The sequence below is a fragment of the Elioraea thermophila (ex Habib et al. 2022) genome (genome assembly GCF_003336755.1).
GTDB classification, from domain to species: domain Bacteria; phylum Pseudomonadota; class Alphaproteobacteria; order Acetobacterales; family Acetobacteraceae; genus Elioraea; species Elioraea thermophila.
The window spans coordinates 517,978-530,308 of record NZ_QMDI01000006.1 but is presented as its reverse complement, the minus strand read 5'-3'; the positions used below and the strand labels follow the sequence as shown (position 1 = coordinate 530,308).

Annotated in this window: 14 protein-coding genes; 12 read left to right on the top strand and 2 right to left on the bottom strand. The window is 72.7% G+C overall.

Annotation, left to right across the window (positions count from 1 at the left end; all coding sequences use genetic code 11):
* The first annotated feature begins 34 nt into the window (after positions 1-34).
* The 12 genes from DWB05_RS12405 to DWB05_RS12350 all read left to right on the top strand — a co-directional run bounded on the left by DWB05_RS12405 (position 35) and on the right by DWB05_RS12350 (position 10,710).
* Positions 35-1,264 (top strand): cytochrome P450, encoded by a 1,230-nt coding sequence (locus DWB05_RS12405; RefSeq protein ID WP_114377491.1) that lies wholly within the window; start codon positions 35-37, stop codon positions 1,262-1,264.
* Between the two features lie 27 nt (positions 1,265-1,291).
* Positions 1,292-2,272 (top strand): Bug family tripartite tricarboxylate transporter substrate binding protein, encoded by a 981-nt coding sequence (locus DWB05_RS12400; protein WP_114377490.1) that lies wholly within the window; start codon positions 1,292-1,294, stop codon positions 2,270-2,272.
* Between the two features lie 49 nt (positions 2,273-2,321).
* Complete coding sequence (sppA, locus tag DWB05_RS12395) at positions 2,322-3,239, top strand: signal peptide peptidase SppA (RefSeq protein WP_114377489.1); 918 nt, start codon at positions 2,322-2,324, stop codon at positions 3,237-3,239.
* 105 nt (positions 3,240-3,344) lie between these two features.
* Positions 3,345-3,665, top strand: a complete 321-nt coding sequence (locus DWB05_RS12390; protein WP_114377488.1) for an integration host factor subunit beta — start codon at positions 3,345-3,347, stop codon at positions 3,663-3,665.
* Positions 3,666-3,731: 66 nt separating this feature from the next.
* Positions 3,732-4,070 (top strand): lipopolysaccharide assembly protein LapA domain-containing protein, encoded by a 339-nt coding sequence (locus tag DWB05_RS12385; RefSeq protein ID WP_114377487.1) that lies wholly within the window; start codon positions 3,732-3,734, stop codon positions 4,068-4,070.
* A gap of 49 nt (positions 4,071-4,119) precedes the next feature.
* Positions 4,120-4,836, top strand: a complete 717-nt coding sequence (gene pyrF, locus DWB05_RS12380; protein ID WP_114377679.1) for an orotidine-5'-phosphate decarboxylase — start codon at positions 4,120-4,122, stop codon at positions 4,834-4,836.
* The gene (locus DWB05_RS12375) at positions 4,833-5,486 is read left to right on the top strand and encodes a phosphoribosylanthranilate isomerase (RefSeq protein ID WP_114377486.1); all 654 of its coding nucleotides are present in this window, start codon (positions 4,833-4,835) and stop codon (positions 5,484-5,486) included. The genes pyrF and DWB05_RS12375 overlap by 4 nt, the downstream gene beginning before the upstream one ends.
* Positions 5,483-6,379, top strand: a complete 897-nt coding sequence (locus tag DWB05_RS12370; protein WP_114377485.1) for a dienelactone hydrolase family protein — start codon at positions 5,483-5,485, stop codon at positions 6,377-6,379. Before DWB05_RS12375 ends, DWB05_RS12370 begins: the two co-directional genes overlap by 4 nt.
* A 28-nt stretch (positions 6,380-6,407) precedes the next feature.
* On the top strand, positions 6,408-7,625 hold the full coding sequence (gene trpB / locus DWB05_RS12365) for a tryptophan synthase subunit beta (RefSeq protein ID WP_114377484.1): 1,218 nt from the start codon (positions 6,408-6,410) through the stop codon (positions 7,623-7,625).
* Positions 7,622-8,458, top strand: coding sequence for a tryptophan synthase subunit alpha (gene trpA, locus DWB05_RS12360; protein ID WP_114377483.1), 837 nt, complete (start codon positions 7,622-7,624; stop codon positions 8,456-8,458). Before trpB ends, trpA begins: the two co-directional genes overlap by 4 nt.
* A 45-nt stretch (positions 8,459-8,503) precedes the next feature.
* Positions 8,504-9,424 (top strand): acetyl-CoA carboxylase, carboxyltransferase subunit beta, encoded by a 921-nt coding sequence (accD, locus tag DWB05_RS12355; protein WP_114377482.1) that lies wholly within the window; start codon positions 8,504-8,506, stop codon positions 9,422-9,424.
* Positions 9,425-9,432: 8 nt separating this feature from the next.
* Complete coding sequence (locus tag DWB05_RS12350; protein WP_114377481.1) at positions 9,433-10,710, top strand: bifunctional folylpolyglutamate synthase/dihydrofolate synthase; 1,278 nt, start codon at positions 9,433-9,435, stop codon at positions 10,708-10,710.
* A gap of 86 nt (positions 10,711-10,796) precedes the next feature.
* Here DWB05_RS12350 and DWB05_RS12345 read toward each other — a convergent pair whose 3' ends face one another.
* On the bottom strand, positions 10,797-11,909 hold the full coding sequence (locus DWB05_RS12345) for a PQQ-dependent sugar dehydrogenase (RefSeq protein ID WP_114377480.1): 1,113 nt from the start codon (positions 11,907-11,909) through the stop codon (positions 10,797-10,799).
* An 86-nt stretch (positions 11,910-11,995) separates the two neighbouring features.
* Positions 11,996-12,322 carry a thioredoxin TrxA gene (trxA, locus tag DWB05_RS12340; RefSeq protein WP_114377479.1) on the bottom strand — a complete coding sequence of 109 codons (327 nt, stop codon included), beginning with the start codon at positions 12,320-12,322 and terminating at the stop codon, positions 11,996-11,998.
* Positions 12,323-12,331 lie beyond the last annotated feature (9 nt).

Here is a 12,331-nt window from a genome sequence, read left to right as displayed (position 1 = left end):
CACACTCGGCGCCAACGAAGGGGAGGGGACCGGCATGCTCGCGGACGCGATGGACGAGCGGGCGATCGTCGAGACGTTCGATCTGCGTACGCTGCCGCCTGCCTTCTACGACGATCCCTATCCCGCTTACGCCGCGCTGCGCCGTCTCTCCCCCGTCCATCGCCTGCCCGACGGCGGGGTCTTCCTCACGCGCTGGACCGATCTCGACCGGGTCTACCGCGACACCGAAACCTTCTCCTCCGACAAGACGCGCGAGTTCCGCCCCAAGTTCGGCGACACCCCGCTCTACGCGCACCATACGACGAGCCTCGTCTTCAACGACCCGCCGCTGCACACCCGCGTGCGGCGGCTGATCGCGGGCGCGCTCACACCGCGCGCGATCGCCGCCATGGAGCCCGATCTGATCCGCCTCGTCGATGCTTTGCTCGATGCGATGGCGGATCGTAGCGAGGCCGATCTGATCGAGGACTTCGCCGCGCGCATCCCCGTCGAGGTGATCGGCAACCTGCTCGGCGTGCCGCGCGACGAGCGGGGGCCGCTGCGCGGCTGGTCGCTCGCCATCCTCGGCGCGCTCGAACCCGTGCTGAGCGAAGAGCAGCTCGCGCGCGGCAACCGGGCGGTCGAGGAGTTCCTCGACTATCTCCGCGTCCTCGTCGCCGACCGCCGCCGCCGCCCGGGCGACCCCGCCACCGACATCCTCACCCGCCTCATTCAGGGCGAGGCGGACGGCGAGCGCCTGACCGAGCACGAACTCCTGCACAACTGCATCTTCCTGCTCAACGCCGGGCACGAGACGACGACCAACCTGATCGGCAACGGGCTCGAGCTCCTGATACGGTTTCCGCGCGAGCGCGCGCGGCTTGTCGACGATCCGGGCCTGATCGCGACCGCCATCGAGGAGATGCTGCGCTACGAGAGCTCGAACCAGTTCGGCAACCGCCGCACCACGCGCGACACCGAGATCGGCGGCGTGGCGATCCCCGCCGGCACCTATCTCACCCTCTGCATCGGGGCGGCCAACCGCGACCCCGAGCAGTTTCCCGACCCCGATCGTTTCGACGTCGCCCGCCGCCCGAACCGACACCTCGCCTTCGGCGCGGGCCCGCACATCTGCGCGGGCCTCGCTCTCGCCCGCCTCGAGGGGCGGATCGCCATCGCCCGCTTCCTCGCCCGCTTCCCGGCCTACGAACCCGCCGGCCCGCCGGTGCGCGGCGGGCGGGCACGCTTCCGCGGCTTCCTTTCGCTTCCCGTTCGTCTCGCCTGAGCATCGACCCGATCGGAGACCGAGCCCATGCGCCTCTCCCGCCGCCGCCTTCTCGCCCTTGCCGCCACCTCCGCCACGGCGGCTACACCCGCCGCCCGCGCGCAAACCTGGCCGGATCGGCCCATCCGCTGGCTGGTCGGCTACCCCGCCGGTGGCGGCACCGACGTGCTCGCTCGCCTGATCGGAGCGGAGATGAGCCGTCGCCTCGGCGTGCCGGTGGTGATCGAGAACCGACCCGGCGCCGCCACCAACGTCGCCGCCCAGGCGGCAGCCACCGCGCCTCCGGACGGCTACACGGTGTTCACCGCCGGCAACGAGACCACCGTGTTCAACCCCGCCCTGTACCGGAACCTCCCCTTCGACATCGATCGCGACCTCCGCCCCCTCGGGCTGATGGCACGCTTCCACCTCGTGCTGACCGCCGCCGACCGCTCGCCCGCCCGCACGGCGCGGGAGCTGATCGAACGCGCCCGCGCCGAGCCGGGAAGGATCGACTTCGGCACGCCGGGCCAGGGCTCGCCGCACCATCTCGCCATGGAACGCCTCGCGCGCGATACGGGCGTGCGCTTCAACCACGTGCCCTATCGCGGCATGGCGCCGGTGATGAACGACCTGCTCGCCGGCACCGTCGAGGCGGCGATCGTCGATGTCGCGGCGGGACGGGAGCTGCTGCGTTCCGGTCGCGTCCGTCCGCTCTGCGTGCTCTCGCCCGCCCGGCTGGAGGCCTTCCCCGACCTGCCGACGGCGGAGGAGGCCTTGGGCCTCCAGGGCTTCGCCGCCTTCGCCTGGCAGGGTCTGACCGCGCCGGCCCGCACGCCGGACGCGATCGCCGCTCGCCTCGCCGCCGTGCTTGCCGAGAGTGTCGCCGACCCTGCGGTGCAGGCGCGCATGCGCGAGATCGGGCTCGACCCCCTTCCCGGGGGGCCTGCCGAACACCGTGCCCTCATCGACGCCGAGCGCGCGATCTACTGGCCCTTGATCCGCGGGCTCGGTCTCGTGCTCGAGTGAAGGGGCCCCGCATGGCCTCGAGCGGGGCGCCCGTGCTAGGCCAGGGGCGATGTCGCTCGAAACGGACCTGCTGATCGATCGCCGCCGCCTCAAGCGCAGCCTCGCCTTTTGGCGTCTGGCCGCCATCGTCGCCGTGCTCGTCGCCGTCGGGCTGTGGGCCGCCTCCGAGGTGGGGCCTGCGCGCGGCCTGCTCGGCGGCTACGTCGCCCGCCTCAGCGTCGAGGGTGTGATCGCCGAGGACCGCGAGCGCGACGAGGCGCTTGCCCAGATCGCGCGCGACGACCGCGCCAAGGCCCTGATCGTCGTCATCGACAGCCCGGGCGGCACGGTGGCCGGCGGCGAGGCCCTCCATCGCGCGATCAGCCAGGTGGCCGAGCGCAAACCCGTGGTCGCGGTGATGGGCGGCACGGCGGCTTCCGCCGGGTACATGGTCGCCCTGCCGGCGGAACGGATCTTCGCCCGCGAGGCCACCGTCACCGGCTCCATCGGCGTCATCCTGCAGACGGCGGAGTTCTCCGGCCTGCTCGAACGCCTCGGCGTGCGGTCGGAAGCCATCACCTCGGGCCGTCTGAAGGACCAGCCGAGCCCGTTCCGGCCGCTGACCGAGGAGGGGCGGGCGGCGCTCGAGGCGGTGGTGCGCGACCTCCACGCCCAGTTCGTCGCCATGGTGGCGAAGGGACGGCGGTTGGCCGAGGAGGAGGTGCGGGCGCTGGCCGATGGCCGGGTGATGACCGGGCGCCAGGCGCTGGCGGCGCGGCTGATCGACGCCATCGGCGGCGAGGCCGAGGCGCGGGCCTGGCTGGCAGCCGAGAAGGGGGTGGGAACGACGCTGCCCGTGCGTGACCTGGCGGAGCCGGTGCAGCGGCGACTCATTTCGCGGGTCGTGCGAGAGGCCGGAAAAGCCTTGTGGAATGAACAGCTTAGGCTTGACCAGGGGATCTTCCTCTGGCAAAGTCCCACGCGATGAGGGGGTTTGGCGAAGGGCGCGTCAGCGCGCTGCCGGCGGTACGGGCGGTGAGGGTGGCCATGCCGCGAGGGGCGTCGGCTGGCGGGAGCAGGGGCGGCTGAGGCGATGACGCGCTCGGAGCTGATCGAGGAACTGGCGCGCCGCAACCCACACCTGTTGCAGCGCGACGTCGAGGCCATCGTCAGCACGGTGTTCGAGGAGATCACCGCCGCCTTGGCGCGTGGCGAGCGGGTGGAGCTGCGCGGCTTCGGCGCCTTCACGGCGAAGACCCGCCAGCCTCGGCTCGGCCGCAACCCGCGCACCGGCGAAACCGTGGCGGTCGGCGCCAAGCGTCTGCCCTTCTTCAAGGCCGGCAAGGACCTGCGGGAACGCATCAACCGCATGGCGAAGACGAGCGAAGCCGCCGTCGCCGAACGGACGGGGTGAGGTCGCGACAGGTTTCGTTGGGCCGCGGAAGAGCGCCGCCGGCGCAGGACGGAGAAGGAGAGGACCATGCGTCTCGTCTGGCTCGTCACCCTCGTCTTTGCAGTGCTCGTCGTCTTGTTCGTGGTGGCGAACGTCGCCCCGGTCTCGGTCGGGCTCTGGCCGTTCGACACCCGAGTCGAGGTGCCGCTCGCGGTGGCCGCCTTGGCGGTCGCCGCCGTCTTCTACCTGTTGGGCGCCACCGTCACCTGGGTCTCGGCCGTCTCCGCGCGCCGTCGCGCGCGCAAGCTCGCCGCTTCGGTCGAGGCCCTGCAGGCCGAGATCGCGGCGCTGAAGGACAAGCTGCGCCAGGCGGAGGCGGCGAAGGCTGCGCCCTCGTCGTCGACGGCGCTCGCCCCCGCCCGCTGAGGGGAGCGGGGCGGGTTCGCCGCACGTCGTGTCCCTCCTCCGGCCGGGCATGATCGGGCGGCCTGCAGCGGCGGCCGAACGGCTGATCGTGGCGCTCGATCTCGCCGAGGTCGAGCCCGCCGCCGCGCTTGCCCGCGCCCTCCGAGGCTCCGTCGGCTTGGTCAAGGTCGGGCTTGAGCTGTTCATCGCCGCGGGCCCGGCCGGCGTGGCGCACATCGCCGAGGCGGGGGTTCCCGTCTTCCTCGATCTCAAGCTGCACGACATCCCGAATACGGTGGCCGGGGCGGTGCGCTCCGCCGCTCGCCTCGGTGCCGCCATGCTCACCCTGCACGCCGCAGGAGGCGCGGCGATGATCGCCGCCGCCCGCGAGGCTGCCGAGACCGCCGCACGCCCGCGCCCGCTGCTGCTCGCCGTCACCGTGCTCACTTCGCTCGAGGGCCCCGATCTCGACGCGATCGGGCTCGCCGGGCCCGCGGAGGCCGCCGTGCTTCGTCTCGCTCGCCTTGCCCTGGCGGCGGGGGCGGACGGGCTCGTCTGTTCGCCGCGCGAGGTGGCCGCCCTGCGGGCCGCGTTCGGCCCCGATCCGGTCCTGGTCGTGCCGGGAATCCGGCCCGCGGGCAGCCTGGCCGACGACCAGCGGCGGACGATGACTCCCGCCGAGGCGGTTGCGGCGGGTGCGGACTGGCTGGTCATCGGGCGGCCGATCACGCGCACGCCCGACCCCCTCGCCGCCGCCCGCGCCATCGCCACCTCCCTCGCGGCATGAGTGCTCGCGTTCGGGTGAAGATCTGCGGCGTCCGCGATGCGCCGGCGCTCACGGCCGCCGCCGAGGCAGGGGCCGATTTCGTCGGACTCGTGTTCTTCCCCCGCTCGCCGCGGGCGGTGAGCGTCGAGGTCGCCGCCGCACTCGCCGCCGCCCGCCCCCCGGGCGGCCCCGGCCTGGTCGGTCTGTTCGTCGACCCGGCGGACGACGACCTTTCCGCCGTGCTCCGCCAGGTCCCGCTCGACTGGATCCAGCTGCACGGCCACGAGCCGCCCGACCGGGTCGCCGAGATCCGGCAGCGTTTCGGCCTGCCGGTGCTGAAGGCGGTCGGTGTCGGCTCGCGGGCCGAAGCCGAGGAAGCCGTCGCCGCGTACGCCCCGGTCGCCGATGCCCTGTTGTTCGACGCCAAGCCTCCGCCCGGGTCGACGCGGCCCGGCGGCAATGCGGTGGCGATCGACGCCGCCATGCTGGCCGGCCTCGCCTGCCCTCTGCCCTGGCTGCTCGCCGGCGGCCTCACGCCCGACACCGTGGCGGGAACGATCCGCGCCAGCGGCGCGCCGGGGGTCGATGTCTCGTCGGGGGTGGAGCGCGCGCCCGGCGAGAAGGACCCCGCGCTGATCCGCGCTTTCGTCACCGCCGCCCGCGCCGCATGAGCATGCTCGAGCCGCTGTCCGTGCGGGCCGAGGACGGCGTCGTTCTGGCGGGCGAACTCCATCTCCCGCCTTCGCCTCCCCCCTGGCCGGCGATGCTGTTCATCCATGGGTCCGGCGGCCTCTTGCGCTGGCACCGGCGCTACGCCGCCCTGCTGCGGTCCGAGGGCGTGGCGGTCGCGATGCTCGACCATTTCGGCCCGCGCGGCATCCGCCGCACCGTGCACGACCAGGAGCGCCTCACCTCCGAACACATGGCGCGCGATGCGCACGCCGCGCTGGCCGTACTCGCCGCCGACCCGCGGCTCGATCCCGGGCGGATCGGCGTGCTGGGCCTTTCCAAGGGCGGCAGTGCGGCTTGGCGCGCCGCCTTGCGCCGCTTCGCCGGCTCCCGTGCCTTCGCCCTGCACCTCGCGCTCTATCCCGGCTGCGAGACGCGCTATGCCGACATGACGACGACGGGCGCGCCGATCGTGATCCTGGTCGGGCTCGCCGACACCTACACCTGCCCGCACGCCTGCTTCGACCTCGTGCCCCACCTGCGCGCGGGTGGGTCGCCGGTGGAGATCTACGGCCTGCCCGGTGCGCCGCACGGTTGGGACAGCGGGGCGGGGCGCTGGCAGGATCCGAAGGGTGTCTCCTACGCGCCCTGCCGTTTCGTCGAGATCGCGCCGGGGCTTTGGCGCGAGGAGGGCTCGGGCGAGACGTGGCGGGCCGGCGACGCCGACGGGCGGCGGCGGGCGGTCGCGCGCTGTCGGCGGCTCGGCGTGGCGGGTGGGGGATGTGCGGAAAGCACGCGGCTGTCGGACGGGATCCTGCGCGCAGCCGTCCGGCGTGCCTTGCTCGGCGGGCGAGAAGCCGGGGCGCGTTCCCCTCGCGCGGTTTCTGCCCTATGAGGCGGGGCTCGACCCTCGGAGGTGCCGCGTGAACGCCCCGCTCCCGAACTCCTTCCGCACCGGGCCCGATGCGCGGGGCCATTTCGGCCCCTTCGGTGGCCGTTACGTCGCCGAAACCCTGATGCCGCTGATCCTCGAGGTCGAACGCGCCTACGAGGACGCCAAGGCCGACCCGGCGTTCCAGGCCGAGTTCCGCCGCCTGCTCGCCCACTACGTCGGCCGGCCCTCGCCCTTGTGGTTCGCCGAACGCCTCACCCGCGAACTCGGCGGGGCGCAGATCTGGTTCAAGCGCGACGAGCTCAACCACACCGGCGCGCACAAGATCAACAACTGCATCGGCCAGATCCTGCTCGCCCGCCGCATGGGCAAGACCCGCATCATCGCCGAGACGGGCGCGGGCCAGCACGGCGTCGCCACCGCCACCGTCTGCGCCCTGTTCGGGCTTGCCTGCACCATCTACATGGGGGCGACCGACGTCGCCCGGCAGTCGCCCAACGTGTTCCGCATGAAACTCTTGGGCGCCGAGGTGAAGCCGGTGACGGCGGGTGCGGCGACGCTGAAGGACGCGATGAACGAGGCGTTGCGCGACTGGGTCGCCAACGTCGCAGACACCTATTACCTGATCGGAACGGTCGCCGGCCCCCACCCCTACCCCGCCATGGTGCGCGACTTCCAGTCCGTCATCGGCGAGGAGGCGAAGGCGCAACTGAAGGAGATGACCGGCCGGCTGCCCGACGTGTGCGTCGCCGCGATCGGCGGCGGCTCCAACGCCATGGGGCTCTTCCACCCTTTCCTCGACGACCCCGGTGTGCGTCTGATCGGCGTCGAGGCCGCCGGCAAGGGGCTGGAGACGGGCGAGCACGCGGCGTCGCTGTCGCGCGGGCGGCCCGGTGTGCTGCACGGCAATCGCACCTACCTGCTGCAGGACGAGGACGGCCAGATCCTGGAGGCGCACTCGATCAGCGCCGGTCTCGACTATCCCGGTGTGGGGCCGGAGCACGCTTGGCTCAAGGAGCTGGGCCGTGTGGAGTACGTCGCGGTGACGGACGAGGAGGCGCTCGAGGCCTTCAAGCTCTGTACGCGCACGGAGGGAATCATTCCGGCTCTGGAACCGGCACACGCCCTCGCCCACGTCGCCAAGCTCGCGCCCGGCCGGCCCCGGGATTCGATCGTGCTGATGAATCTCTGCGGCCGCGGCGACAAGGACATCTTCACGGTCGCCAACGCGCTCGGGGTGGCGCTGTGAGCCGCCTTGCTGCCACCTTCGCCAGGGCGCGTGCGGAGGGCCGCGGCGCGCTGATCCCCTTCGTCGAGGCCTTCGACCCCGATCGCGACACCACCGCCGCCCTGCTCGCCGGGCTGCCCGCGGCGGGGGCGGACGTCATCGAGGTCGGCATGCCCTTCTCCGACCCGATGGCGGACGGGCCGACCATCCAGCGCGCCGGGCAGAGGGCGCTGAAGGCCGGCGCGACACTCGCCGGAACGCTCGATCTGGTGCGTGCGTTCCGCGTAGGGAACGACGTGACCCCGGTCGTGCTGATGGGCTACTTCAACCCGATCCTGTCCTACGGTGTCGCGCGGTTCTGTACGGATGCCGCCGCCGCCGGCGTTGACGGGCTGATCGTCGTCGACCTGCCCCCCGAGGAGTCCGAGGAGCTCGATGGCCCTGCGCGCGCGGCGGGGCTCGACATGATCCGCCTCGTCGCCCCCACCACCGGGCCCGAGCGCCTGCCTTTCGTGCTCGCCGGTGCGGGAGGCTTCGTCTACTACGTCTCCATCACCGGCATCACCGGCACGCGCACCGCGACCGAAGCCCATCTCGCCGAGGCGATTCCCCGCCTGCGCGCGGCGACCGCGCTTCCCATCGCCGTCGGCTTCGGCGTGCGCACGCCGGAGCAGGCGGCGACGGTGGTGCGCCACGCCGATGCCGCGGTCGTCGCCTCCGCCCTGATCGACACCATCGCCGACCGTCTCGACGCCGAGGGCAGACCGCGCCCAGGCACCGTCGAGGCGGTGCTGGATCAGGTGCGCGCGCTCGCCCGCGCCGTGCGCACTGCCCGCGCACCCGCCGCCGCCTGATCCGCCGCCGCCTCGGATGCGCTCCCGTCACGTTTCCTGATCGTCATGAACTGGCTCACCAACTACGTCCGGCCCAAGATCCGCACCCTGCTCGGGCAGAAGCCGGTGCCCGACAATCTCTGGGTCACCTGCCCGAACTGCTCGCAGATGATCTTCCACGAGGATCATCGCAAGAACCTGCGCGTCTGCCCCAATTGCGGGCACCACATGCGGCTGCCTGCGAAGGATCGTCTCGACTCCGTGATGGACGAGGGCTTTGCTACGATCGAACTGCCCAAGGTGCCGCCCGACCCGCTGCACTTCCGCGACCAGAAGCGCTACACCGACCGCTTGCGGGCCGCACGTGCCGAGACCGGGCTCGAGGACGCGATCCTCGTTGCGCACGGCACGATCGGCGGCGAGAAGGCGGTGGTGGGCGCCTTCGCCTTCGACTTCATGGGCGGCTCGATGGGGGCTGCGGTGGGCGAGGCGATCCTCGCCGCCGCCCAGCTCGCCGTGCTGCAGGAGGCCGCACTCGTGATCTTCACCGCCTCCGGCGGGGCGCGCATGCAGGAGGGCGCGATCAGCCTGATGCAGATGCCGCGCACCGTGCTCGCCGTGCGCATGGTCAAGCGCGCGGGGCTTCCCTACATCGTCGTGCTGACCGACCCGACCACCGGTGGCGTGACGGCCTCCTTCGCCATGCTGGGCGACGTGCACATCGCCGAACCCGGTGCGCTGATCGGTTTCGCCGGCGCGCGCGTGATCGAGCAGACGGTGCGCGAGAAGCTGCCCGACGGCTTTCAGCGCGCGGAATACCTGCACGAGCACGGCATGGTCGATCTGGTGGTGAAACGGAGCGAGCTCAAGGCGACGCTCGCCCGCCTGATCGGCCTGCTCACCGAACCGCGCAAGGCCGCCCCCGACCGGCCCGTCGCCGAGGTGTTGCCGCTGCCCTCGCCCGAGGCGCCAGCCTCCGCCGGCTGAGCCGAACCGTGACCGGCCCTGAACCGGTGCTGGCGCGGCTCGAGCGCCTGCATCCGCGGCTGATCGATCTCTCGCTCGGCCGCATCGAGCGGCTGCTCGCGCGGCTTGATCATCCGGAACGCCGCCTCCCGCCCGTCATCCATGTCGCCGGCACCAACGGCAAGGGCTCGACCTGCGCCTTCCTGCGCGCCGCCGCCGAAGCCGCGGGGCTTCGCGTGCACGTCTACACCTCGCCGCATCTCGTCTCGTTCAACGAACGGATCCGGCTCGCCGGCCGCCTCGTCGAGGACGAACCTCTCGTCGCTGCGCTCGAGCGCTGCGAGGCGGCGAATGCGGGCGAGCCGATCACCATCTTCGAGATCACCACCGCCGCCGCCCTTCTCCTGTTCGCCGAGACGCCGGCCGACCTCCTCGTGCTCGAGGTGGGACTGGGGGGGCGGCTCGATGCGACCAACGTCGTGCCCGGCCCCCGGGTCTGCGCCATCACCTCCATCTCCTTCGACCACATGGACTTCCTCGGCGACACCCTCGCCAGGATCGCCTTCGAGAAGGTCGGAATCCTCAAGCCCGGCGCGATCGCGATCACCGGCGACCAGCACCCGGAGGCCTTCGCCGCGATCGCGGCGCGGGCACGCGAGGTCGGCGTTCCGCTTCGCGCGCGCGGGCGGGAATGGACGATCGCGCACCGGCCGGACGGCGGACTTCGTTTCGAGGACGACGCGGGCGTGCTGGAGCTTCCCCCGCCCGCCCTGCGGGGACCGCACCAGGTCGACAACGCCGGCATCGCCGTCGCCGCGCTGCGCGCCTTCGCCGATCGGCGGATCGACGCGGCGGCGATCGCGCGCGGCATCGCGCGTGCCGAGTGGCCGGCGCGGTTGCAGCGTCTTGCGCGCGGCCCGCTCATCGATCTCCTGCCCGAAGGATGGGAACTCTGGCTCGACGGCGGGCACAACGAAGGGGCGGGGCGGGCGCTCGCCGCCCATCTGGCCGCCGATCCCGATCCGCCCTGGCACGTCGTCGTCGGCATGAAGACCGGCAAGCACGCGGAGGCCTTCCTCGAAGCGCTCGCCCCGCATGCGGCGAGCCTGTGGGCGGTGGCGGAACCGGGCCAGCATGCGGCGCAGAGCCCGGACGCGATCGTCGCCGCCTCGCAAGGGCGCGCCCGGCCGGGCCCGCGCGTGGCGGATGCGATCCGCGCGATCCTGCGCGAGGCGGATCGTCCGGGCCGCGTGCTGATCTGCGGTTCGCTCTACCTCGCGGGGCGTGTGCTGGCCGAGAACGGCTGACTTCGTGCCCAACCACGCCATCGGCCGGTCCGTCGCCGGGCTGAAGCTCGGGCTCTCATGGCGCGTCGGTCTCCTCAGCCCCCGGTTCAGACCGGATCGAGACGCCAGATCGCCCCTCGCGGGCTGTCGGTGAGCAGATGGACGCGGCCGTCGGGCGCAACGCGCACGTCGCGGATCCGCTCGCCGAGCGGGATGCGCTCCTCCGCGACCGGTCGCCCGTCCTCCATGCGCAGCCGCACCAGCGCGCGTTCGCGCAAGCCCCCCACCAGCAGGTCGCCGCGCCAGCCGGGAAACGCCGCGCCGACATAGAACGCCGCCCCGGACGGCGCGATGGAGAGCGGCACCCAGACCCAGAGCGGGTCGACCATGCCGGGCAGCGAGCGGTGCTCGGTGATGGTCGAGCCGTCGTAGTTGATGCCGTGCGTGGCGCGCGGCCAGCCGTAGTTCGCCCCGGCCTCGAGCAGGTTCACCTCGTCGCCGCCGCGCGGGCCATGGTCGACCACCCAGATCCGGCCTGTCTCGGGGTGCACCGTCATCGCTTGCGGGTTGCGATGGCCGAGGGTCCAGATCTCGGGCAAAGCGCCCGGGCGCGCGGCGAACGGGTTGCCGGGGGCCGGTCGGCCGTCCTCGGTCAGGCGCAGCGTCTTGCCGTTGTGGCTGGCGAGGTCCTGGCTCTGGTCGGGGCGCATGCGGTCGCCGAGCGAGAGGTGAAGGAAGCCCTCGCCGTCCCACACCATGCGGCAGCCGAAGTGGAGCACGCCCCCCGTGCGCGGGGTGGCGGCGAAGATCGTCTGAAGCCCCTCGATCCCGGCCTCGGTCAGCCGCCCGCGGCTGATGGCGGTGGAGGCCCCACCCGGACCTTCGGCGGCGTGGCAGAAATAGACGAGCCCGGTGCGCGCGAACGCCCGGTGGAGAAGGACGTCGTGCAGCCCGCCCTGGCCGCGGGCGAACACGGCCGGCGCTCCCGGCAGCGGGGCCGAGAGGGCGCCGTCGGGCGAGACCAGCCGCACCCGCCCGGGCCGCTCGGTCACCAGCATCCGCCCATCGGGCAGGAAGGCGAGGCCCCAGGGGTGCTCGAGCCCTGCGGCGACGACGCTCACACGGAACGTCGCCCGCTCGCTCGCCACCGGCCCCGCCGGCTGGGCCCAGGCGGGCACGGCCAAGGCGGCGAGCAGCACGACAAGCGAGCGACCAACCATGTGTCCTCTCCCGGATCTCGTCTCCCGCGAGAGGTGGCGCGGACGCGGGCGGGCGGAAACCCCGTCTCGCGCGCCCGTGTTGCGCCTCAGAGGTGCTGATCCACCCAGGCCATCAGGTTGCCCTTGGAATCCGCCCCCACCTTGGTCGCCACCGCCTGGCCGCCCTTGAACAGCATCAGGGTGGGAATGCCGCGCACGGAGTAGCGGTTGGGCGTGACCGGGTTCTCGTCGATGTTCACCTTGGCCACGGTGAGCTTGCCCTCGTAGGCCTTGGCGATCTCCTCGAGCGCGGGCGCGATCATCCGGCAGGGGCCGCACCACTCCGCCCAGAAGTCGACCAGCACGGGGCCGGGGGCCTTCAGCACGTCGGTTTCGAACGAGGCGTCGGTGACGGACTTGGTGAGCGCACTCATGCGGATGGC

Excerpts from the sequence above, each read along its gene's own strand:
- DWB05_RS12400 (WP_114377490.1), top strand. The coding sequence starts at position 1,292 with ATGCGCCTCTCCCGCCGCCGCCTTCTCGCCCTTGCCGCCACCTCCGCC.
- accD (WP_114377482.1), top strand. The coding sequence starts at position 8,504 with ATGAACTGGCTCACCAACTACGTCCGGCCCAAGATCCGCACCCTGCTC.
- DWB05_RS12390 (WP_114377488.1), top strand. The coding sequence starts at position 3,345 with ATGACGCGCTCGGAGCTGATCGAGGAACTGGCGCGCCGCAACCCACAC.
- DWB05_RS12375 (WP_114377486.1), top strand. The coding sequence starts at position 4,833 with ATGAGTGCTCGCGTTCGGGTGAAGATCTGCGGCGTCCGCGATGCGCCG.
- DWB05_RS12405 (WP_114377491.1), top strand. The coding sequence starts at position 35 with ATGCTCGCGGACGCGATGGACGAGCGGGCGATCGTCGAGACGTTCGAT.
- DWB05_RS12385 (WP_114377487.1), top strand. The coding sequence starts at position 3,732 with ATGCGTCTCGTCTGGCTCGTCACCCTCGTCTTTGCAGTGCTCGTCGTC.
- pyrF (WP_114377679.1), top strand. The coding sequence starts at position 4,120 with ATGATCGGGCGGCCTGCAGCGGCGGCCGAACGGCTGATCGTGGCGCTC.
- DWB05_RS12370 (WP_114377485.1), top strand. The coding sequence starts at position 5,483 with ATGAGCATGCTCGAGCCGCTGTCCGTGCGGGCCGAGGACGGCGTCGTT.
- sppA (WP_114377489.1), top strand. The coding sequence starts at position 2,322 with ATGTCGCTCGAAACGGACCTGCTGATCGATCGCCGCCGCCTCAAGCGC.
- trxA (WP_114377479.1), bottom strand. The coding sequence starts at position 12,322 with ATGAGTGCGCTCACCAAGTCCGTCACCGACGCCTCGTTCGAAACCGAC.
- DWB05_RS12345 (WP_114377480.1), bottom strand. The coding sequence starts at position 11,909 with ATGGTTGGTCGCTCGCTTGTCGTGCTGCTCGCCGCCTTGGCCGTGCCC.